This window comes from Kitasatospora sp. NPDC059599, assembly GCF_042735125.1.
Classification (GTDB): Bacteria; Actinomycetota; Actinomycetes; order Streptomycetales; family Streptomycetaceae; genus Kitasatospora.
In genome coordinates this window covers 1-20,089 of record NZ_JBHWCL010000134.1, presented here as the reverse complement: position 1 = coordinate 20,089, position 20,089 = coordinate 1, and the positions used below count along the sequence as shown (strand labels likewise).

Sequence of the window (20,089 nt, the reverse complement as noted above, 5' to 3'; positions counted from 1 at the left end):
TCCGGTCGATCGGTCGGTCGGGCGGTCAGCCGACGCGTCGACAGCACAGGAACAGCTGTTCCTCCGGCGGCAGCGAGGTACTGGCCGGCGCGTACGGATGCCCCGAACACTCCTCGACGGCGAAGCCGGCCGCGACCAGAACCCGCTCCAGATCCTCCCTCAGATACCCACTGATCCGCAGCTCTCTGCCAAGGAACGGAAGCGGAACGTGATCCAGGTCCGCCTCGACCATACCGAGCGCCAGCAGTCCGCCCGGCCGCAGGAGTTCGCGCAGCCGCCGGAGGACGGTCGGGATCTCGTCCTGCGGCAGCAGGATCAGCGAGAAGAACGCGGTGACGGCGGCGAAACCGCCGCGGCCGTCCGGGCCGAGCCCGGGGGCGCTCCAGACCCGGTCCGCGCGCTCGGTGGCCAGATCGTACAGGTCGATCCGATGGAACACCGGCGGGAACGGGCCGGGGAAGGCCGCCCGCCGGGCCAGGGTGAGCATCACGTCCGAGAGGTCCACACCGGTGACCCGCAACCCGGCGCCGGTCAGCTGGCGGACGGTCGGCTCACCCGTGCCGCAGCCCACGTCCAGCACCCGGGCCCCCGGTTCGAGTCCGGCGAGCAGCCGCCGGCCGCAGGCCAGCTGTCCGTCCTTGGCGGGGAAGGCCTCGCCGTACCCCGCGCCGATGGTGTCGAAGGCGACCGCCTGCAGGGCCCGGGCCGCCCGGCGCCGCCGTACCTCGGGCTCGTCGTCCCCCGCGTCCTCGCCGACGCCGAACGCGTCGGATATCTGTCCGGTCGTCACGTTGAGAGGCACCCTTCCACCCGTGGCCTCCGGCCGGCTCCTCGGCGACCTCGCGGGCCGCTGCCGGTGGCGGCGTGTCACGCTCCCCGCAGCACACGGACGGACCGCACCCGACGCGTTCCCGGCAGCCACTCGTGTGCGTACTGGCATCTGAGAATATGCGTGATCACAGCGTCGTGGGGTCCCTTTCCGGCCAACTCGTCGTACTTGGGTCGATGTGGCCGGGCTTGCGGGAGCACGACGGTGCGGGCCGGGGTGGTGCGCCAGGCCCCGCACGCCGCACGACGCGCCGGGCAGAGGCGCTGACCTGCGGTTTCACCGATCCGCAGACCGACTATCGGGCGTTTATCGAACGTCAATCGGCGGGGTGCACAGTGGAGTCCAGCGCCGGGGAAGCGTTGAGGGCGCTCCCGCAGCCGGGGGGCTGCGGGAGCGCCGACGCGCGGAACGGGGGAGGTCCTCCGAGGGGGAACGGAGGCCTCACGGCGCGGGGGGAGAGAAGGGCTCGGTGTGCTGCTGAGCGATGAGGTCCGCCACGGGGGAGGCCTCCGGCACACCGAGCCGCGTGAAGATCGCGTGTGCCTCCTGGAGGCACGCGAGTCCGCGTGCGGGCTGGGCGAGGGCCAGCAACGCCTCGCCCAGCGCGGCGTTGGCCAGGCCCTGGCAGAAGGCGGAGCCCATCTCCTGCCCGATGGCCAGCGACTCGCCGGCCGCCTCGGCGGCCTCGGTGTACTGCTCGGAGACGAGCAGGGCGGAGGCCAGCCGGGCCAGGGTGTAGCCCTCCCACAGAGGGTTCCGCTGGGACCGGTAGAGCCGGTGCGCCTCGCGCAGGTGGGGGACGGCTTCGATGCCGGACAGCACCACGCCCAGCTGGTACAGGGTCTGGGCGAGCAGCGGACCGTTCTTGGACGTCCGCGCGGCGGAGACGCCGTCCTCGGCGGAGCGGATCGCCGTCTCGGTCATGCCGAGGCGGTGCTGCACCCTGGCCATGTTGCTGACGACCCGCGCCTCCAGGATCGGCGCGCCGACGGCTTGGCTGGTGGCCCGCGCCTGCTCCAGGAACGGCAGGGCCTCGGCGGGGCGGTTCCCCACGCTCAGGATCACGCCCAGCATGTTGGCCGTGGCGAGGAACATGACGGTCGGCTCGTCCGGCAGCTGGTGTTCCAGGCTCCGGCGGAAGGACTGCTCAGACCCTTGGAAGTCGCTGGTGACGGACTGCAGGGTGCCGAGGGCGAAGTACACCCGGGCGATCCCTGCCGAGTCGTCGCGACGTTGCGCGTCCTCGCCGATGGCCTCCAGGATTCGACGCGCACGCGGGCCACGGGTCGGGTCCGGATCGATGCTGAACAGGTAGTTCAACAGGTCGACGGCTGCACGCTGCAGGGTGCCGGGGCCACTGGCGGCGGCTTCGACCGCGCTGAGCAGCAGCGAACCCTCGGTACCGAGCCAGTCCTGTGCGGCCTGGCTCGTCGGCAGGTCGAGTCCCGGCGAGGTGAGGGTGGTCAGCAGCTCGGGCAGTGGATCGTCCGGCTCGATGACCTGGGCCGCGTTGCGCACGGTCGGGATCAGCAGGTGGAGCAGCCGTTGGACCGCGCTCTCCTGCTCCCCGGCGTCCCCGATCCGCTCGTTCTGCCGCTGGGCGTAGAGCCGGAGCAGGTCGTGGTAGCGGTAGCGGCCGGGGGTGAAGCACTCCAGCATGTTCGCCTCGACCAGTGCCTCGGCGAGGTCCTCGGCGGTGTACTCGTCCACGCCGAGCAGCGCTGCGGCGGCCGCCAGCGGGATGTCGGGGGAGTCGATCAGGGCGAGGAGCCGAAAGGCGCGGGCCTCGTCCACGGACAGCTGCCCGTAGCCGAGGCCGATGGTGGTCTCCACGGCGAGGTTGCCGAGCTGGAGTTCGTCCAGCCGCCGGCGCTGGTCGGCTAACCGGGTGGCCAGGTCGGAGACGCTCCAGCGTGGGCGGCTGGCCAGCCGGGCGGCGGCGATGCGGACGGCCAGCGGCAGGAAGCCGCAGGCGGTGACCACCTGCATGGCGGCCTCCGGCTCGGCGGCGACCCGCTGCTCGCCGACGATGGCCGAGAACAGCGCCAGCGCCTCGGCCGGGGTCAGCTCCTCGACGTCGAACAGCTGCGCGCCCGGGATGCCCGCCAGCCGGGACCGGCTGGTGGCGAGCACCGCGCAGCCGGAGACGCCGGGGACGAGCGGCCGGATCTGCTCGGCGTCGCGCGCGTTGTCGAGCAGGATGAGCATCCGTCGGCCGGCGAGCAGCGAGCGGTAGAGGGCGGCGCGCTGTTCGAGCGAGTCCGGGTTGTCGGTCACGCCGAGCGCGTGCAGGAAGTCGCCCAGGACGACGACCGGGTCGGCCGGCGAGGCGCCGGCCCCGCGCAGGTCGACGTAGAGCTGACCGTCCGGGAACTCCGCCCGGACGCGGTGGGCGACGTGGACGGCAAGAGTGGTCTTCCCGACGCCCCCGATACCGGCCAGCGAGGTGACCACCACGGCCTGGCCGCTGGCGTTCATCAGGACCGTCGAGAGGTCACTCACGAGTTCGGTGCGGCCACTGAAGTCCGATACGTCCGCCGGGAGTTGGGCCGGAGCCGGAGGTGCGGCCGGGCCGTCCTCTCGACCGGCGGGGGCGGCGACGACCGGCAGCGCGAGCGCGGGGTCGGCCGCCAGGATGCGGTTGTGCATCGCGGACAGGCCGGCGCCGGGTTCGACCCCGAGTTCCTCGATCAGCAGCTTGCGGGTGTCGGAGTAGACGCCGAGCGCCTCCGCCTGGCGGCCGCAGCGGTACAGCGCCAGCATCAGCAGTTCGCGCAGGCGCTCGCGCAGCGGGTGCTCGGCCGTCAGGCTGTTGAGCTCCCCGACGATCTCGGCGTGCAGGCCGACGTCGAGGGCGGCGGCGCACAGTTCCTCGGCTGCGGCGGCCTGGCGTTCGGCCAGCCGCAGTCGCTGGGCGTCTGCGTAGGGGCCGGGGATACCGGTGAGCGGACGGCCGCTGAACAGGTCCAGCGCCTGCGCCAGCAGCCGGTGCGCCTCGCGCTTGTCTCCGGCGGTCCGGGCGGCCGCGGCCTCGGCGGAGAGCCGTTCGAAGACGGCCAGGTCGAGGGACTCGCCCGGGATGCGCAGGGCGTAGCCGTCGGCGACCGAGACCAGCAGCTCGGCGGGCCGGCGCACCTCCCGCCGCGGCTCGATGACGGAGCGCAGGCGGGACACGTAGGTGCGGAGTGCGGCCACCGCCTGGGTCGGGGGGCGTTCACCCCAGAGCGCGTCGACCAGGTCCTGCGTGGTGACCGGGCGTCCGGAATGCAGCAGAAGGGTGGTCAGGACGGCCTGCTGCTGGGGGGAGCCGAGGGAGAGGGGTTTGCCGTCGAGCCAGGCCTGGACCGGACCGAGGACTTGGAAGCGCAGCGCAGAGGTCTGCGGCGTCTCCCGAAACTCCATGAAGTCCCCCGATGGCCTGTCGTGTCGATTCCGTGAATGGGCGCTCGGCGGTCCGCCGCGGTGCTTCAGCTTAGGCGGACGCCCGACTCTGCCGGACGGCAGCGCAAGCCACACGATGTTTATCGGACATTTAATCAACCCTACGATACTGTCCGCGCGCCCGCGCCACGGAGGTCGGGCAGAACACATTTGATGACCGAAAGGCGGCCGCCCCATGGCCAACGACCAGAGCGAGACCCCGGTGGCGTCGGCGCCCGAGAACGCGGCGAAGACCGAGACCCCGGCCGCGGCTGCGGAGGCGGTCGAGGGCGCGGTGACCGCGTCCTCGGACCCGGAGTACGCCGCTCCGTCCGACGCGCAGAAGACCGAGATCGAGGGTGACCTCTTCGGTGGCGAGGCCGACCACGTGGTGGAGCCCACCACCCCGGCCACCGGCGAGCCGGGCAAGAAGTACGTGCCGGAGAGCGTCGTGGGCGGCCACCCGTAAGTCGCGCCGTCCGAGTGCCCCCGTGCCCCCGTTCGGGCGCGGGGGCGCTCCCGGTTATGTGCACGCCAGTTCGTGTGCCGGTGCGCCGGTGGCCGATTCCCGCTCCCGGTGCACGCATGGTGACCGGTGATATCCGTAACGTGCCCGGCGGCGTGCGCGGGGAGTTCCGGAATTTCGGATTCACCGGGGGATAGCAGGGTCCGGAATGTAGGCGTTCGCGTGGATTTCGCCGAATTGCCGAGGCCGAACTCATTCAGCCGATTCGTGGGGCCCGGGAACGGGTGAGACGTGGTTCGGTTCGGTGGTCCATTCCCGGCCGCCGCCCTCGGGGCGCAGGTAGTGCTCGCCTCCGGTGGTGCCCATGTAGATGCCGGTGCGTCCGGTCCTGCGGTCGAGGACGAGTTCGCCCACCTGGGGCCGGTAGGCCCGGGCGTCGTGCTGTCGAGTGCTCACCGTGCTGCTCCTCGCTCTGGTAGGCGACTGGCCAGCATCTCTAGAGAAGCTAAAATCTCTAGAGATGTCAACGGTCGTATCTCCTTACCGGCGGCCGCGGGCGCGCCTACGATTTGTCCGAGGCAGAGGGAGCGGCGATGACCGGCAGCAATGGCGACAAGCAGCCCAAGTACCAGCGGATCGCCGAGGCGCTGAAGGCGGCCATCGACACCGGCCGGTACCGCGCCGGCGACCGCCTCCCCGGCGAGAACGACCTCATGGACGAGTACGGCGTGGCCCGGATGACCGCCCGCCAGGCGCTGGGCGTGCTGCAGAGCGAGGGCATCGCCGAGGCGCGCCGCGGCGCCGGGGTGTTCGTGCGGGACTTCCGGCCGCTGCGCCGGCGCGGCATCCAGCGGCTGGCGCAGGGGCAGTGGGGGTCCGGCCGGTCGATATGGTCGGCGGACATCGACAACCGCAGCCTGGTGGTCGACCAGGTGTCCGTCACCGAGCAGGGCGCGCCCGAACACGTGGCCCGGGTGCTCGGGGCGGACCCGGGGGCCCCGATGTGCGTGCGGCACCGCCGCTTCGTCCTGGACGGCAAGCCGGTGCTGCTCTCGACCTCCTACCTGCCCGCGGTCCTGGTCGCCGGCACCGCCATCACCCGCGAGGACACCGGCCCGGGCGGCACCTACGCCCGGCTGGCCGAGATCGGCGCCAAGCCCGTGCACTTCCGCGAGGAGGTCCGCTCCCGGATGCCCAGCGGGGAGGAGTCCACCCGCCTGGAACTGTCCGCCGGCACCCCGGTGATCCTGATCTGCCGCACCGCCTTCGCCGACGAGGGCCAGGTGGTCGAGCTCAACGAGATGATCCTGGACGCCGCCTCGTACGTCCTGGAGTACGACTTCGACGCCTGACCCCGACGGGACGTGATCGCTACTGGTAGTGGTAGCGGGCCTTGAGGACCTTCACCTCCTTCTCGTCCGCCCGGTACACCAGCCGGTGCTCGTCGTCGATCCGGCGTGACCGGTAGCCGGCCGGATCGCCCTTCAGGGGCTCCGGCTTCCCGATCCCGTTGGACGGATCACGCTGGATCTCACCCACCAGACGGGCGATCCGCTGGGCCGTCGTCCGGTTTCGACCCGAGCCGGAAGAGGAAGTCCTCCCAGGCGTCCGGATCGAAGTGGACGCTCCTCGCACCTCACCCGCCAGGGCTTCGAGTTCCTCCATGGTCCTGGTGACACCCGGATGTCCCGCCCTGTCGCGGGCGACGGCCTCCATGAGTCGCTGGGCGTTGGCGGGGGAGCGCAGGAGGTAGATCGTTTCCTGCCAGGAGTCGTAGTCCTCGGCGGACATGAGGACGGCGTGGCCGCTCTTCGAGGTGATTCCTACCGGGGCGTGGTCGTCGTTGACTTTCTTGATCAACGGGAAGAGCTGGGTGCGGGCCTCGCTTGCGCTGATCGCCATCGACGTGCCTCCATGTGCGTACCGAACCCGTACCGAACGACGTTACTGCGTAAGGGAATTCCGTACCGGGTGCCGCGAAGGAACCGCCCCGGCCGCAGGGCGGCCGGGGCGGTGAGAGAGGGGGTGCGGGACTACTCCTTGGAGCGCACCCGCAGGTTGGTGATCAGCGGGCCCTCGGTGGTCTCGCGGAAGAAGTCGTTGCCCTTGTCGTCCACCACGATGAACGCCGGGAAGTCCTCGACCTCGATGCGCCAGACGGCCTCCATGCCGAGCTCGGCGTACTCCAGCACCTCGACCTTCTTGATGCAGTCCTGGGCGAGGCGGGCCGCCGGGCCGCCGATGGAGCCCAGGTAGAAGCCGCCGTGCGCGGCGCAGGCGTCGGTGACCTGCTTGCTGCGGTTGCCCTTGGCGAGCATGACCATCGAGCCGCCGGCCGCCTGGAACTGGTCGACGTAGGAGTCCATCCGGCCGGCCGTGGTGGGGCCGAAGGAGCCGGAGGCGTAGCCCTCGGGGGTCTTGGCCGGGCCCGCGTAGTAGACCGGGTGGTCCTGCAGGTACTTGGGCATGCCCTCGCCGGCGTCCAGGCGCTCCTTGATCTTGGCGTGGGCGATGTCGCGGGCGACGACCAGGGTGCCGGTGAGCGAGAGGCGGGTCTTCACCGGGTACTTGGAGAGTTCGGCGCGGATCGCGGACATCGGCTGGTCGAGGTCGACGCGCACCACGTCGTCGTCGAGGTGCTCGTCGGTGGTGTCCGGCAGGTACTTCGCCGGGTCGGTCTCCAGCTGCTCCAGGAAGACGCCCTCGGCGGTGATCTTGCCCAGGGCCTGGCGGTCGGCGGAGCACGAGACGGCCATGGCGACCGGCAGCGAGGCGCCGTGGCGGGGCAGGCGCACCACGCGCACGTCGTGGCAGAAGTACTTGCCGCCGAACTGGGCGCCGATGCCGATCTTCTGGGTCAGCTCGGTGACCTTCTGCTCCAGCTCCAGGTCGCGGAAGCCGTGGCCGGTCCTGGCGTTGCCCGAGGTGGGCAGGTTGTCCAGGTAGTGCGCCGAGGCGTACTTGGCGGTCTTCAGCGCGAACTCGGCACTGGTGCCGCCGATGACGATGGCCAGGTGGTACGGGGGGCAGGCCGCGGTGCCGAGGGAGCGGATCTTCTGCTCCAGGAACGAGAGCATGCTCGCCTCGTTCAGGATGGCCTTGGTCTCCTGGTACAGGTACGACTTGTTGGCGGAGCCGCCGCCCTTGGCCATGAAGAGGAACTTGTACGCGTCGCCGTCGGTGGCGTACAGCTCGATCTGGGCCGGCAGGTTGTTGCCGGTGTTCTTCTCGTCCCAGGTGGTCACCGGGGCCATCTGGGAGTAGCGCAGGTTGAGCTTGGTGTACGCGTCGTACACGCCGCGCGCGATGGCGGACTCGTCCGCGCCGGGGGTGAGCACGTTCTGGCCGCGCTTGCCCATGACGATCGCGGTGCCGGTGTCCTGGCACATCGGGAGGATGCCGCCAGCCGAGATGTTGACGTTCTTCAGCAGGTCGAGCGCGACGAAGCGGTCGTTGGGGCTGGCCTCCGGGTCGTCCAGGATGCGGCGCAGCTGGGCGAGGTGGGCGGGGCGCAGGTAGTGCGAGATGTCGTGCATCGCCTCGGCCGTCAGCAGCCGCAGCGCCTCGGGCTCGACCTGGAGGAAGGTGCGACCGCCCGCCTCGAAGGTGGAGACACCTTCGGAGGTGAGCTTGCGGTACGGGGTCGGGTCAGCGCCCAGGGGGAGCAGGTCGCTGTACTCGAAGTCTGGCGTGGGAGCCATCGGGGCGGTCCTTAGGTGTCCAGTTGGTCCGGCTGCGTCGGCGAAGCACCATCCAGGGTAGGACCCGGTCGTGGTCGGCACGCGGACAGGTCGGCCTTGCGTGACGGGGCTCACTCGGGCAGCAGTGCGAGCGACTAGGGTGGACCCCGTGGACAACTCGCCGTCGCACGACGATCCGGGGCAGCCGGTGCCGGCGCCCGTACCGATGACCAAGTCCGAACCGGAGCCGGGGGCGAAGCCCGGGGCCGCGCCGCAGCCGGTGCACCAGCCGGCGGCGGACGCCGAGATACGCGTCTCGGACGCGGACCGCGAGAAGGTCGCGGAACTGCTGCGGGACGCCTACGCCGAGGGGCGCCTGGACGCGGACGAGCACGCGGAGCGCATCGAGGCCGCGTACGCCGCCAAGACCTTCGGTGACCTGGTGCCGCTGACCCGGGACCTGCCGGCCCGGCCGCTGTCCTTCGAGAAGCAGCCGCTGGGTTCGGCGGCCGCGACGCCCCAGCCGCCCGCGCGTCAGGAGTCGCCCGCGGTGGTGGCGATCTTCGGCGGCGCGTCCCGCAAGGGCCGCTGGCGGGTGGGGTCGCACCTGAAGGCCTTCGCCGCGTTCGGCGGGGTGGAGATCGACCTGAGCGACGCCGTCTTCGAGTCTCCCGAGGTGGAGATCGTGGTCGTGGCGATGTTCGGCGGGGTCGAGGTCCGGGTGCCGGAGAACGTCAGCCTGCAGGGCGGCGGGGTCGGCCTGTTCGGCGGATTCGACGTCCGCGAGCAGACCGCGGCGGACCCGTACGCTCCGGTTGTCCGGGTCAAGGGCCTTGCGATGTTCGGTGGTTGCACCGCCAAGCCGCGCCGGGGCAAGAAGCTCAAGGAGTGGGCGCGCCGCCAACTCGGCGCAGAGTGAACCCGGTTGGCCTTTGTGGCGCCCGGCCGTGGATCAACTCCCGGTCGGGCGCTCGACGTTGCGGCCGGGTGCACTCCGTAGTCGATTGCGTGCAGTGTGCATGAATCGCGGTCGGGCGGGGTAGTTCCTTCCGCACATCGCTTCTTGTACGGCTGCGCACCGGAGGCGGCCCAGCGGCCGTTCCGGAGGGTTGGACAGCGGGGGCTCGCAGCCGGGCAGGGGAGCGGGGTTCCCCGTGTCCGAGAGCCTCGTCAGGAGTACGGCCGTGCTGCATCCGATCGAGTCCCGCACCACCTCGCCAGCCGCCGCCGCGCAGCTGCTGGAACACCGCCGCGACGTCCGCCCGCAGCCGCAGCCCCCGGGCGGCCCGGCGGGCGGCGCCGCGGGCGAGGACGACCCCTGGCACACCGGTGCGGCGTGCCGGCGGGACGAGGTGGGGCTGTTCTTCGCTCCCTCCAAGGAGCCGACGGCGGCCCGGCTGTCCCGGGAGGAGCAGGCCAAGCAGGTCTGTGCCCGCTGCCCGGTGCTGCTGGAGTGCCGTGAGCACGCGCTGGCCCAGCCGGAGCCGTACGGGGTCTGGGGCGGGCTGACGGCCGCCGAGCGGCGGGTGGTGCTGGCCCGGCGCCGCCGCCGGGACGCGGAGCTGCGTGAGGCGGCCCGGGTGACGGCGCCCGCGCGGAGCCGGATAGCCGGGTGACGGCGGGCCGAAGACCCGGGGTCCGGGTTCCGCGGGCCGCGGGCCCGGGGCCGGACGCGCCGCGGCCCCGGCGGAGGGGGATTCCGCCGGGGCCGCTGCCTGCTGTTCCCGGGGCGAGCCGTCAGCCGGTCGCCGGGCCCGGTGTCAGTTCGCGCGGTCGAAGTCGATCGCGCTGTAGGCCCGCAGCTTCGAGAGCTTGTGGGTGGAGTGGATCTCGCGGATCGTGCCGCTCTTGGAGCGCATGACCAGCGAGCTGGTGGTGGCGGTCTCCGAGCGGTAGTGCACGCCGCGCAGCAGCTCGCCGTCGGTGATGCCGGTGGCGACGAAGAACACGTTCTCGCCGCTGACCAGGTCGTCGGTGGTGAGCACCCGGTCCAGGTCGTGGCCGGCGTCCAGGGCCTTCTGCCGCTCGGCGTCGTCCTTGGGCCACAGGCGGCCCTGGATCACGCCGCCCATGCACTTCATCGCACAGGCCGCGATGATGCCCTCCGGGGTGCCGCCGACGCCCATCAGCAGGTCGACGCCGGTGCCTTCGCGGGCGGCCATGATGGCGCCGGCCACGTCGCCGTCGGAGATGAACTTGATCCGGGCGCCCGCCTCGCGGATCTCCCGGACCAGGCCGTCGTGGCGCGGGCGGTCCAGGACGACGACGGTGACGTCCTCGACGGCGCTGCCCTTCGCCTTGGCGACCCGGCGGATGTTGACGGCGGCCGGGGCGGTGATGTCGACGAACTCGGCGGCTTCCGGGCCGGCCACCAGCTTGTCCATGTAGAACACGGCGCTGGGGTCGAACATGGTGCCGCGGTCGGCCACGGCCAGCACGGCCACGGCGTTGTTCATGCCCTTGGCGGTGAGGGTGGTGCCGTCCACCGGGTCCACCGCGACGTCGCACTCGGCGCCGGTGCCGTCGCCGACCCGTTCGCCGTTGTAGAGCATCGGGGCTTCGTCCTTCTCGCCCTCGCCGATGACGACGACGCCGTTCATCGAGACGGTCGAGACGAGGGTGCGCATCGCCTTCACGGCTGCACCGTCCGCGCCGTTCTTGTCGCCACGTCCGACCCACCGGCCGGCCGCCATCGCTGCCGCCTCGGTGACCCGGACGAGTTCGAGCGCGAGGTTCCGGTCCGGAGCCTCGGGCGCGACCTCCAGGGCACTGGGAAGGTGGTGCGGGTACTGCGTGGTCATCGTCGTTACCTCTCTGTACGCGACGGCCAGTGAGCGCCCGACTACTGCCAGGTCGAACGCCGTGGTGAGGGTGATGCGATCGTATCTGCCCACGAGATGACTGTCTGTGGCGCGGGTCGCCGTGCGGTGGCCGAAACCACCGGTTCGTCCCGGTTCACCCGTTCGTGGACACCCCGGGTGGCCGGGTCCGCATGTGCATGAGTCACCATGTGGGGGTGGCTGCAGAGAGCAAGGGCATGAGGGGTCGCCAGACCGTACGGGACATGGTCCTGTCGATGCTGGCGGTCGGTTTCGTCGTCTGGATCGGGTACCTGTTCCTCCCGCACGACGCCAACAGCGACCCGGTGCACGTGGTCGAGTACAAGGCGGCCGCGGCCAGTGCCAAGCGTGCCGCGCCGTACCCGCTGCTCTCCCCGGACGGGCTGTCCGACAAGTGGCGGGCCACCTCGGTCAGCTACCGGTCGGCCGACCAGAGCAACGGCAAGGGCAACGCCTGGCACCTGGGCTTCGTGACGCCGTCCGGCCAGTACGCGGCGGTCGAGCAGAGCGACGCGCCGCGCGACTCGCTGCTCGCCGACAAGGTCGCGGGCGGCAAGCCGGACGGCGCCTCCGACGTGGCCGGCCGCACCTGGGACCGGGTCCAGGGCGGCAAGGCCCGCGCGCTGACCGCGCAGACCGGCACCGGGACCGCCGTGCTCACCGGCACCGCCTCCTACGAGGAGCTGGCCGAGCTGGCGCAGGCACTCAAGTAGCGCCGGCCGCAGCACGCCGAAGGGCCCCGCACCGGACGAACCGGTGCGGGGCCCTTTCGCGCGGGCGCGTCGGACGTCAGCCGTCAGCCGTCAGACGGTGGTGACGACCTCGTCGTAGGCCAGGCGCGGCGAACGCGGGAACCAGGCGTCGTCGCCCGGCTTGCCGATGTTGACCACGGCCAGCACCGAGTGCTCGCCGTCGCCGAAGAACTCCTTGTTGATGCCGTCGGCGTCGTAGCCGGTCATCGGGCCGGCGGCCAGGCCGGCGGCGCGCACGCCGATGATGAAGTAGGCGGCCTGCAGGGCGCCGTTCAGCGTGGCGGACTGCTCGCGGACGCTGCGCTCCGAGAAGAACATGTCCTTCGCCTGCGGGAAGTGCGGGAGCTGGGTCGGCAGCTCCTCGTGGAACTCGTTGTCCGCGGCCAGGATGGCGACCAGCGGGGCGGCGGCGGTCTTGGCCTTGTTGCCGTCCGCCATGTGCTGGACGAGGCGCTCGCGGCCCTCGGCCGAGCGGACCAGGACGACGCGCAGCGGCTGCTGGTTGAAGGCGGTCGGGCCGAACTTGACCAGGTTGTAGATGGCCTGGACCTGCTCCTCGGAGACCGGCTCGTCGGTGAAGGTGTTCGCGGTGCGGGCCTCGCGGAACAGGAGGTCCTGAGCGGCGGCGTCGAGTACCAGGGCGTCGGTGGTCATGCTTCTGCACCTCATGCGGGAGGGGGTTCGTCGGTATGACCGGCCGGGGCCGATCACTTCCTCCAACATGGGTGAACGTTCAACGATTCCCCGGGCCGCTGTGACTCGCCTCACATTCGCCCGGCGGCCTCACCGGTCGCCCGCGGCCCCGCCCTCCTCGGCGGCCAGCGCGGCGTCCAGCCGGGCCCGGGCGCCGTCCAGCCAGCGCTGGCACACCTTGGCCAGCTGCTCGCCGCGCTCCCACAGGGCCAGCGACTCCTCCAGCGACGTCCCGCCGTTCTCCAGCTGCCGGACGACCTCCAGCAGCGCGTCCCGGGCGTGCTCGTAGCCCAGCGCGTCGTCCGGGTTGGGTGCCGCCGCGTCCTGCTGCTCCTGCTGCTCTGCCATGCGTGCCAGCGTAGGGGGTGGGGCCGACAGCGTCAGTCCCCGTCGGCGGCGGTGTCACCGGCGGCGGCGTCACCGGCCCCCGTGTCACCGGCGGCGGTGTCACCGGCCGTGGACGCACCGGCCGCCGTGACGTCGAAGCCGCCGCCCGCCACCCGGGCGTGCAGCCCCTCCCCGGGCGTGACCTGCGCCGGGTCGGTCACCACCGTGCCGTCCGTCCGCTGGAGCACCGCGTAGCCGCGCTCCAGGGTGGCCGCCGGGGAGAGCGCGACCACCCGGGCCAGGGTGTGCCCGAGGTCGCTCTGCGCGTGGTCCAGCCGGTGCCGCAGGGTGCGCCGGGCCCGCTCCAGCAGGCCCTCCACCTCCTGGCCGCGGCCGTCCAGCATCCGGTGCGGCGCGGCCATGGACGGGCGGCTGCGCAGCCCGTCCAGCCCGTGCTGCTCGCGCTCGACCCGGGCCAGCACGTGCCGGCGGGCCCGGTCGCGCAGCTGGCGGACCTTCGCCAGCTCCTCGCCGACGTCCGGAACCACCCGTTTGGCGGCATCGGTCGGAGTGGAGGCGCGCAGGTCCGCCACGAAGTCCAGCAGCGGCTGGTCCGGCTCGTGCCCGATCGCGCTGACCACCGGCGTACGGGCGGCCGCGACCAGCCGCACCAGTCCCTCGTCCGAGAACGGCAGCAGGTCCTCCACGCTGCCGCCGCCGCGGGCCACCACGATCACGTCCACCTCGGGGTGCTCGTCCAGCTCCCGCACCGCCGCGCTCACCCGCTCCACCGCGCTGACGCCCTGCACCGGGACGTTGCGCACCTCGAAGCGCACGGCCGGCCAACGCCGGCGGGCGTTCTCCAGCACGTCCCGCTCGGCCGCCGAGCCGCGCCCGGTGACCAGCCCGACGCACTGCGGCAGGAACGGCAGCGGCTTCTTGCGTTCGGCCGCGAACAGGCCCTCCCCGGCGAGCCGCCGCTTCAGCTGCTCCAGGCGGGCCAGCAACTCGCCCAGCCCCACCGGCCGGATCTCCGAGGCGCGCAGCGACAGCTGCCCGCGCGCCGCGTACCACTCCGGCTTGGCGTGCACGACGACCCGCGCGCCCTCCTGCACGACGTCCGCGACCTGGTCGAACACCGAGCGGAAGCAGGTCACCGTGAGCGACACGTCCGCCTGCGGGTCGCGCAGGGTCAGGAACACCACGCCCGCCCCGGGCCGGCGGCTGAGCTGGGTGATCTGCCCCTCCACCCACACCGCGCCGAGCCGGTCGATCCAGCCGCCGATCAGCGCGGAGACCTTGCCGACCGGGAGCGGGGCTTCGGGGGAGCTGGTGTTGGCCATGCGTACGAGGCTAGCGGCGTCCGCCGACAGATCCCGGGGAACCCTGGACGCCGAGCACCACCAGGCCGGCCGCCAGCCAGACCAGCCCGACCAGCTGCGCGGTGGGCGCGGCCTCGTAGACCACCGCGGCGATCACCGCGATCCCCAGGGCGGGGACGACCACGTGCCGCAGCCGGTCGGGGGAGCCGTGCCGCACCGTGTACCAGCCGATCACCGAGGCGTGCAGCAGCGCGAAGGCGGTCAGCGCGCCCACGTTCACCACCGAGGTCAGCCGGTCCAGCCCGTCGTCCCGGCTCGCCGCCCAGACGGCCGCCGCCATGGTGACCACCGCGGCCGCCAGCAGCGCCCGGCGCGGCACCGCGCTGCCCGGGTCGACCGAGTCGAGCCGGCGCGGCAGCCGCCCCTCCCGGGCCATCGCGAAGACCAGCCGCCCGGCCGCCGCCTGGCCGGCCAGGGCCGCGAAGGCCGCGCCGATCGCCTTGCTGGCCGCCACCAGCACGTGCAGCCAGTGCCCGACCCCGCTCTCCACGGTGTCGTAGAAGGCCGAACCCTGTGCCACCGGGTCGGCGGCCAGCTGCCGCGGGCCCATCGGCTCCAGCAGCGCCGCGAGGTAGGTCTGCACGACGAACAGCACCCCGGCCAGCGCCAGGCACCAGAGCACGGCCCGGGCGACCGCCGCCGAGGCGCCGACGGCCTCCTCGACGAAGGTCGCGATCGCGTCGAACCCCAGGTAGGACAGCACCGCGACGGACACCGCCGAGATCACGGCGGTCATCGAGAAGCCGCCGACGGCCGTGAACGGGGTGTCCCAGCCGCGCCGGGCGCCGTCCTGGACCAGCGCCACCACGGCCGCCGCCACGAACACCGCCAGCACCGCGACCTCCATGGCGAGTACCGCGAAGCCGACCGCCGCCGCCGTCCGCACCCCGATCAGGTTGAGCGCGGTGGTCACCACGACCGCGGCCGCCGTCCACACCCAGCGCGAGACGCCCGGCACCAGCGAGTGCAGCGCGATCCCGGAGAACAGGTAGGCCACCGCGGGGATCAGCAGGTAGTCGAGCATCGCCATCCACCCGGCGATGAACCCCGCCCCCTCGCCCAGCCCCGCCGTCGCGTAGGCGAACACCGAGCCGGTCCGCGGCACCGCGCGCACCATCTGGGCGTACGAGAAGGCGGTGAGGCCCATCGCCGCGGTGGCGGCCAGGTAGACGGTGGCGACGGCGCCGTGGCTCTTGGCGTCCAGCACGCCGAACACGCCGACCGGGGCCATCGGGGCGATGAACAGCAGTCCGTAGACCATCAGATCGCGGACGCCCAGGCTGCGGCGCAGGCCGCCCGGCGTCGCCTGCCCGCTCACAGAGCTCATAGACACCAGATTTGAACATTCGTGGCCGGGACCGGACGGAAAGTGCCCGCCGTCGGCGCGGCTCCCCGGTGCGGGAGGCGGCGCCCGCCGTCGCCCGTACGATGGAGCCATGTCCAACACCGCGCCGCGCCGTGTCCTGCTCGCCGCCCCCCGGGGCTACTGCGCGGGTGTCGACCGCGCTGTGATCGCCGTGGAGAAGGCCCTGGAGCAGTACGGGGCGCCCATCTACGTCCGCAAGCAGATCGTCCACAACAAGTACGTGGTGCAGACCCTGGAGAAGAAGGGCGCGATCTTCGTCGACGAGACGGAGGAGGTGCCCGAGGGCTCGATCGTGGTCTTCTCCGCGCACGGCGTCGCCCCGTCCGTCCACGACGAGGCACGGGCCGGCAAGCTCGCCACCATCGACGCCACCTGCCCGCTGGTCACCAAGGTGCACAAGGAGGCCGTGCGCTTCGCCGACGAGGGCTTCGACATCCTGCTGGTGGGCCACGAGGGCCACGAGGAGGTCATCGGCACCATGGGCGAGGCCCCGGACCGGATCCACCTGGTGGACGGTGCCGAGGACGTCGCCAACGTGCAGGTCCGGGACGAGTCCCGGGTCGTCTGGCTGTCCCAGACCACCCTGTCGGTGGACGAGACGATGGCCACCGTCGGCGAGCTGAAGAACCGCTTCCCGGCCCTGGTCAGCCCGCCCAGCGACGACATCTGCTACGCGACCCAGAACCGCCAGGTCGCGGTCAAGCAGATGGCCCCCGAGACCGACCTGCTGATCGTGGTCGGCTCCAGGAACTCCTCCAACTCGGTCCGCCTGGTCGAGGTCGGCCTGGAGTACGGCGCCAAGGCCGCCCATCTGGTGGACTTCGCCGAGGAGATCCGCGAGGAGTGGCTGGAGGGCGTCGGCACCGTCGGCCTCACCAGCGGCGCCTCGGTCCCGGAGATCCTGGTCGAGGGCGTGCTGGAGTTCCTGGCCGCGCGCGGTTACGACACGGTCGAGACGGTCAAGACCGCCGAGGAGCACCTGACCTTCTCGCTGCCCAAGGAACTGCGCCGCGACCTGCGGGCCGAGGCCGCGGGCAAGCTCTGACACCTCCGGACGGCCCGGCGCCCCCCTCGCGGGGTGCCGGGTCTTCTGCTGTGCGGGCCCGTGCGCGCTCTCGTAGCGTTGTTCACAGGCTGTGGACAAGCGGTCCGCGGCGACGGCGGAGGGTGGATGTGATGACGGCGGTATTCGGCGTGGACATCGGCGGCTCGGGCATCAAGGGCGCACCGGTCGACCTCGCCAGGGGCGTGCTCGCCGAAGAGCGGCACAAGGTGCTCACCCCGCAGCCGTCCGCGCCCGAGGCCGTGGTCGCCGCCGTGTGCGAGGTGGTCCGGCAGTTCGACCACCGGGGCCCGGTCGGGCTGACCTTCCCCGGGGTGGTGGTCGGCGGCCGGACCAGGACCGCGGCCAACGTCGACAAGGGCTGGATCGGCATCGACGCCGAGGGACTGTTCCGCGAGGCCCTGGACCTGCCCGCGACCGTCCTCAACGACGCGGACGCGGCCGGTCTCGCCGAGGTGACGCACGGTGCGGGCCGCGGCCAGTCCGGGGTCGTCCTGCTGCTCACCTTCGGCACCGGCATCGGCAGCGCCCTCTTCGTGGACGGCGCGCTGGTGCCCAACACCGAGCTGGGCCACCTGGAGCTGCGCGGCAAGGACGCCGAGCGCCGGGCCTCCTCGGCCGCCAAGGAGCGGCACGGGCTGAACTGGGAGCAGTGGGCCGGGCGGGTCGACGAGTACCTGGACCTGGTGGAGATGCTGTTCTCGCCGCAGCTGGTCGTGATCGGCGGCGGGGTGAGCCGCAAGCACGAGCGGTTCCTGCCGCTGCTGAAGGACCGCGAGGCGCGGGTGGTGCCGGCGGAGCTGCGCAACGACGCGGGCATCGTCGGGGCGGCCATGGCGGCGGCTGAGGCGGCGGGCTGAGGCGGCGGGCTGAGGGCCGCCCGCCCCGCCCGGCGGCGGAGCGCCCTCAGCGGGAGCGCTGGATCCGGCGCTGGGCGACGAAGCGGGCGAGCACGATCAGCGCGGCGAGCCCGGTGCCGGAGAACAGCCAGCCGGCCCGCAGCGCCAGCCCGGTCGCCAGTGAGACCACCTGGGCGGTGACGCCCGAGGAACCGACCGGCGCGAGCAGCAGCAGCGCCGCGGCGAAGGCGATCGGCCCGCTGATCGGCGCGGCCAGCAGGTCGACGTAGCGGACGCGTACGGCCAGCTGGAAGCAGACCACCAGGTAGCCGAGGCCGAACAGCCAGCCCAGGTCGTCGAAGAGCAGCCGGTCCAGGCCCGCCACCGCGAGGGTGGCCAGGACGGCGAGCACGCCGGTGCCGATGGCCGTCAGCCGGGTCGGCCGACCGGTCCGGCGCCGCCCGTACAGCCGGTCCTCGCCGCGCCCGCGCAACGGCAGGCGAAGCCGTGGCGCGGGCGGACGGGCGGCGCCGGACGGGCCGGCCACCGGGCGCAGCCGGGAGGCGGGGGCGGACTCGGGAGCCCGGCCTGGACCGGGGACGGCGGCTGCGGCCGCGCGGTTCGGCGGACGGCGTCTGGGCCCTGGCGGCTGGGTTCGGATGCTCTGCTCCACCTGTCCAACGTACGGTCCGATCATCGCCACACTGTGTAATGGACCGTTCAGGCCTTGTCCCGTGTCTTCGGACGGCGTAGTCATGTGATCGTCGCTCTGGTGTGCTGACCTGCTCGGCGGAGTCGACAGATCATGATCATTCGATCTTCACGCGGGGGCTTCGCATGACCGGTTTCACGTTCGAACGACTCGACCACGTCCAGCTCGACATCCCGGCCGGCACCGAGGACCGGTGCCGCGCGTTCTGGTCCGGGGTGCTCGGCATGACCGAACTGCCCAAGCCCCCCGTGCTGGCCGCCCGCGGCGGCTGCTGGTTCCGCGGCGGCGGGGTCGAGGTGTACCTGGGCGTGGTGCCGGACTTCCGCCCGTCCGTGAAGGGGCACCCCGGGATCCAGGTCGGCTCACTGGACGCGCTGGCCGACCACCTTGCCGCGCACGGCCACGAGGTGCTCTGGGACACGAACGTGCCCGGCCGCCGTCGCTTCCACGCCGCCGACCCGCTGGGCAACCGGCTGGAGTTCCTGGAGCCCCGGGCCGCGGCGACCGAGGCGTGAGGCAGCGCGGGCGCTGCCCGTAGACTTGGGGGTCGGCCCGTACGGTGCCGACCCAACTCCTCCAAGCCCCCGGGACTGCGCTTCATGTCGCTCACGATCGGAATCGTCGGCCTGCCGAACGTCGGCAAGTCGACCCTGTTCAACGCCCTGACCAAGAACGACGTGCTGGCGGCCAACTACCCGTTCGCCACCATCGAGCCGAACGTCGGCGTGGTCGGCGTCCCGGACGCGCGGCTGGCCAAGCTCGCCGAGATCTTCGGCTCGCAGCGCATCCTCCCGGCGACCGTCGACTTCGTCGACATCGCGGGCATCGTGCGCGGCGCCAGCGAGGGCGAGGGCCTGGGCAACAAGTTCCTCGCCAACATCCGCGAGTCGGACGCGATCTGCCAGGTCGTGCGCGCCTTCACCGACCCGGACGTGGTGCACGTGGACGGCAAGGTGTCGCCCAAGGACGACATCGAGACCATCCACACCGAGCTGATCCTGGCCGACCTCCAGACCATCGAGAAGGTCCTGCCGCGGCTGCAGAAGGAGGCGCGCCTCAAGAAGGACACCGCCCCCGTGCTGGCCGCCGCCGAGGCCGCGCAGGCGATCCTGGAGACCGGCAAGACCCTGTTCGAGGCCGGCTTCGACACCGCCCCGATCCGCGAGCTCCACCTGCTGACCGCCAAGCCCTTCCTCTACGTCTTCAACGTGGACGAGGACGAGCTGGCCGACGAGGACTTCAAGAACGCGCAGCGCGAGCTGGTCGCCCCGGCCGAGGCGATCTTCCTCAACGCCAAGATCGAGTCCGAGCTGATCGAGCTGGACGACGCCGAGGCCCTGGAGCTGCTCCAGTCGATGGGCCAGGAGGAGCCCGGCCTGGCGACCCTCGCCCGGGTCGGCTTCGACACCCTCGGCCTGCAGACCTACCTGACGGCCGGCCCCAAGGAGACCCGGGCCTGGACCATCAAGAAGGGCGCCACCGCCCCCGAGGCCGCCGGTGTCATCCACACCGACTTCCAGAAGGGCTTCATCAAGGCCGAGGTCATCTCCTTCGCCGACCTGGTCGAGACCGGCTCCATCGCCGAGGCCCGCTCCAAGGGCAAGGCCCGCATCGAGGGCAAGGAGTACGTCATGCAGGACGGCGACGTGGTGGAGTTCCGCTTCAACGTCTGACGGCCCGCGAAGAGGCTGCCCGACCCGGACCGCCCGGTCCCCGTACG

At 72.3% G+C, this 20,089-nt stretch carries 19 protein-coding genes and 2 pseudogenes; 9 read left to right on the top strand and 12 right to left on the bottom strand.

Annotation, left to right across the window (positions count from 1 at the left end; translation table 11 throughout):
* Window positions 1-25 precede the first annotated feature (25 nt).
* Together ACFV04_RS33860 and ACFV04_RS33855 are read right to left on the bottom strand one after the other, a co-directional pair.
* Window positions 26-790: a methyltransferase domain-containing protein gene (locus ACFV04_RS33860; protein WP_380347404.1), complete on the bottom strand. Its 765-nt coding sequence runs from the start codon at window positions 788-790 to the stop codon at window positions 26-28.
* Between the two features lie 480 nt (window positions 791-1,270).
* Window positions 1,271-4,231, bottom strand: a complete 2,961-nt coding sequence (locus ACFV04_RS33855) for a BTAD domain-containing putative transcriptional regulator (protein ID WP_380347403.1) — start codon at window positions 4,229-4,231, stop codon at window positions 1,271-1,273.
* Between the two features lie 214 nt (window positions 4,232-4,445).
* Here ACFV04_RS33855 and ACFV04_RS33850 point away from each other — a divergent pair, with 214 nt between their 5' ends.
* Complete coding sequence (locus ACFV04_RS33850) at window positions 4,446-4,718, top strand: hypothetical protein (protein WP_380347402.1); 273 nt, start codon at window positions 4,446-4,448, stop codon at window positions 4,716-4,718.
* A 249-nt stretch (window positions 4,719-4,967) separates the two neighbouring features.
* Here the strand turns inward: ACFV04_RS33850 and ACFV04_RS33845 are convergent, their stop codons facing one another.
* On the bottom strand, window positions 4,968-5,171 hold the full coding sequence (locus ACFV04_RS33845; RefSeq protein WP_380347401.1) for a hypothetical protein: 204 nt from the start codon (window positions 5,169-5,171) through the stop codon (window positions 4,968-4,970).
* Between the two features lie 137 nt (window positions 5,172-5,308).
* On the opposite strand from ACFV04_RS33845, the gene ACFV04_RS33840 reads away from it, so the two are divergent.
* Window positions 5,309-6,067 carry a GntR family transcriptional regulator gene (locus ACFV04_RS33840; RefSeq protein ID WP_380347400.1) on the top strand — a complete coding sequence of 253 codons (759 nt, stop codon included), beginning with the start codon at window positions 5,309-5,311 and terminating at the stop codon, window positions 6,065-6,067.
* A 19-nt stretch (window positions 6,068-6,086) separates the two neighbouring features.
* Here ACFV04_RS33840 and ACFV04_RS33835 read toward each other — a convergent pair.
* From ACFV04_RS33835 to ACFV04_RS33825, 3 genes and pseudogenes are all read right to left on the bottom strand, one after another.
* A pseudogene (locus ACFV04_RS33835) lies at window positions 6,087-6,339 on the bottom strand (Txe/YoeB family addiction module toxin); the annotation flags it as partial.
* A gap of 62 nt (window positions 6,340-6,401) precedes the next feature.
* A pseudogene (locus tag ACFV04_RS33830) lies at window positions 6,402-6,617 on the bottom strand (type II toxin-antitoxin system Phd/YefM family antitoxin); the annotation flags it as partial.
* Window positions 6,618-6,748: 131 nt separating this feature from the next.
* On the bottom strand, window positions 6,749-8,416 hold the full coding sequence (locus ACFV04_RS33825) for a fumarate hydratase (protein ID WP_380534670.1): 1,668 nt from the start codon (window positions 8,414-8,416) through the stop codon (window positions 6,749-6,751).
* A 148-nt stretch (window positions 8,417-8,564) separates the two neighbouring features.
* On the opposite strand from ACFV04_RS33825, the gene ACFV04_RS33820 reads away from it, so the two are divergent.
* The gene (locus ACFV04_RS33820) at window positions 8,565-9,314 is read left to right on the top strand and encodes a DUF1707 domain-containing protein (RefSeq protein WP_380347398.1); all 750 of its coding nucleotides are present in this window, start codon (window positions 8,565-8,567) and stop codon (window positions 9,312-9,314) included.
* Window positions 9,315-9,579: 265 nt separating this feature from the next.
* Window positions 9,580-10,011 carry a WhiB family transcriptional regulator gene (locus ACFV04_RS33815; protein WP_380534668.1) on the top strand — a complete coding sequence of 144 codons (432 nt, stop codon included), beginning with the start codon at window positions 9,580-9,582 and terminating at the stop codon, window positions 10,009-10,011.
* A 144-nt stretch (window positions 10,012-10,155) separates the two neighbouring features.
* On the opposite strand, the gene glpX is transcribed toward ACFV04_RS33815, so the two are convergent.
* A complete protein-coding gene (glpX, locus tag ACFV04_RS33810; protein ID WP_350631566.1) occupies window positions 10,156-11,196 on the bottom strand; it encodes a class II fructose-bisphosphatase in 1,041 nt (346 codons plus the stop codon).
* A gap of 215 nt (window positions 11,197-11,411) precedes the next feature.
* Between glpX and ACFV04_RS33805 the strand changes: the two genes are divergently transcribed.
* Window positions 11,412-11,948: a DUF4245 domain-containing protein gene (locus tag ACFV04_RS33805; protein ID WP_380534666.1), complete on the top strand. Its 537-nt coding sequence runs from the start codon at window positions 11,412-11,414 to the stop codon at window positions 11,946-11,948.
* A gap of 90 nt (window positions 11,949-12,038) precedes the next feature.
* Here ACFV04_RS33805 and ACFV04_RS33800 read toward each other — a convergent pair whose 3' ends face one another.
* From ACFV04_RS33800 to ACFV04_RS33785, 4 genes are all read right to left on the bottom strand, one after another.
* Window positions 12,039-12,641, bottom strand: a complete 603-nt coding sequence (locus tag ACFV04_RS33800) for a malonic semialdehyde reductase (protein WP_360260938.1) — start codon at window positions 12,639-12,641, stop codon at window positions 12,039-12,041.
* A 129-nt stretch (window positions 12,642-12,770) separates the two neighbouring features.
* The gene (locus ACFV04_RS33795) at window positions 12,771-13,028 is read right to left on the bottom strand and encodes an exodeoxyribonuclease VII small subunit (protein WP_380347396.1); all 258 of its coding nucleotides are present in this window, start codon (window positions 13,026-13,028) and stop codon (window positions 12,771-12,773) included.
* Window positions 13,029-13,060: 32 nt separating this feature from the next.
* A complete protein-coding gene (gene xseA / locus ACFV04_RS33790; protein WP_380534664.1) occupies window positions 13,061-14,350 on the bottom strand; it encodes an exodeoxyribonuclease VII large subunit in 1,290 nt (429 codons plus the stop codon).
* A gap of 10 nt (window positions 14,351-14,360) precedes the next feature.
* Window positions 14,361-15,716, bottom strand: coding sequence for an APC family permease (locus tag ACFV04_RS33785; protein WP_380347394.1), 1,356 nt, complete (start codon window positions 15,714-15,716; stop codon window positions 14,361-14,363).
* Between the two features lie 109 nt (window positions 15,717-15,825).
* Here ACFV04_RS33785 and ACFV04_RS33780 point away from each other — a divergent pair, with 109 nt between their 5' ends.
* Complete coding sequence (locus ACFV04_RS33780; RefSeq protein WP_380347393.1) at window positions 15,826-16,800, top strand: 4-hydroxy-3-methylbut-2-enyl diphosphate reductase; 975 nt, start codon at window positions 15,826-15,828, stop codon at window positions 16,798-16,800.
* A 131-nt stretch (window positions 16,801-16,931) separates the two neighbouring features.
* Entirely contained in the window at window positions 16,932-17,678 is a 747-nt protein-coding gene (ppgK, locus tag ACFV04_RS33775; RefSeq protein WP_380347392.1) for a polyphosphate--glucose phosphotransferase, read from the top strand.
* A 46-nt stretch (window positions 17,679-17,724) separates the two neighbouring features.
* On the opposite strand, the gene ACFV04_RS33770 is transcribed toward ppgK, so the two are convergent.
* A complete protein-coding gene (locus ACFV04_RS33770; protein WP_380534661.1) occupies window positions 17,725-18,330 on the bottom strand; it encodes a DUF6542 domain-containing protein in 606 nt (201 codons plus the stop codon).
* Window positions 18,331-18,494: 164 nt separating this feature from the next.
* Here ACFV04_RS33770 and ACFV04_RS33765 point away from each other — a divergent pair, with 164 nt between their 5' ends.
* Window positions 18,495-18,884: a VOC family protein gene (locus tag ACFV04_RS33765; RefSeq protein ID WP_380534659.1), complete on the top strand. Its 390-nt coding sequence runs from the start codon at window positions 18,495-18,497 to the stop codon at window positions 18,882-18,884.
* Between the two features lie 84 nt (window positions 18,885-18,968).
* Window positions 18,969-20,042 (top strand): redox-regulated ATPase YchF, encoded by a 1,074-nt coding sequence (gene ychF, locus ACFV04_RS33760; protein ID WP_380347389.1) that lies wholly within the window; start codon window positions 18,969-18,971, stop codon window positions 20,040-20,042.
* Window positions 20,043-20,089: the final 47 nt, after the last annotated feature.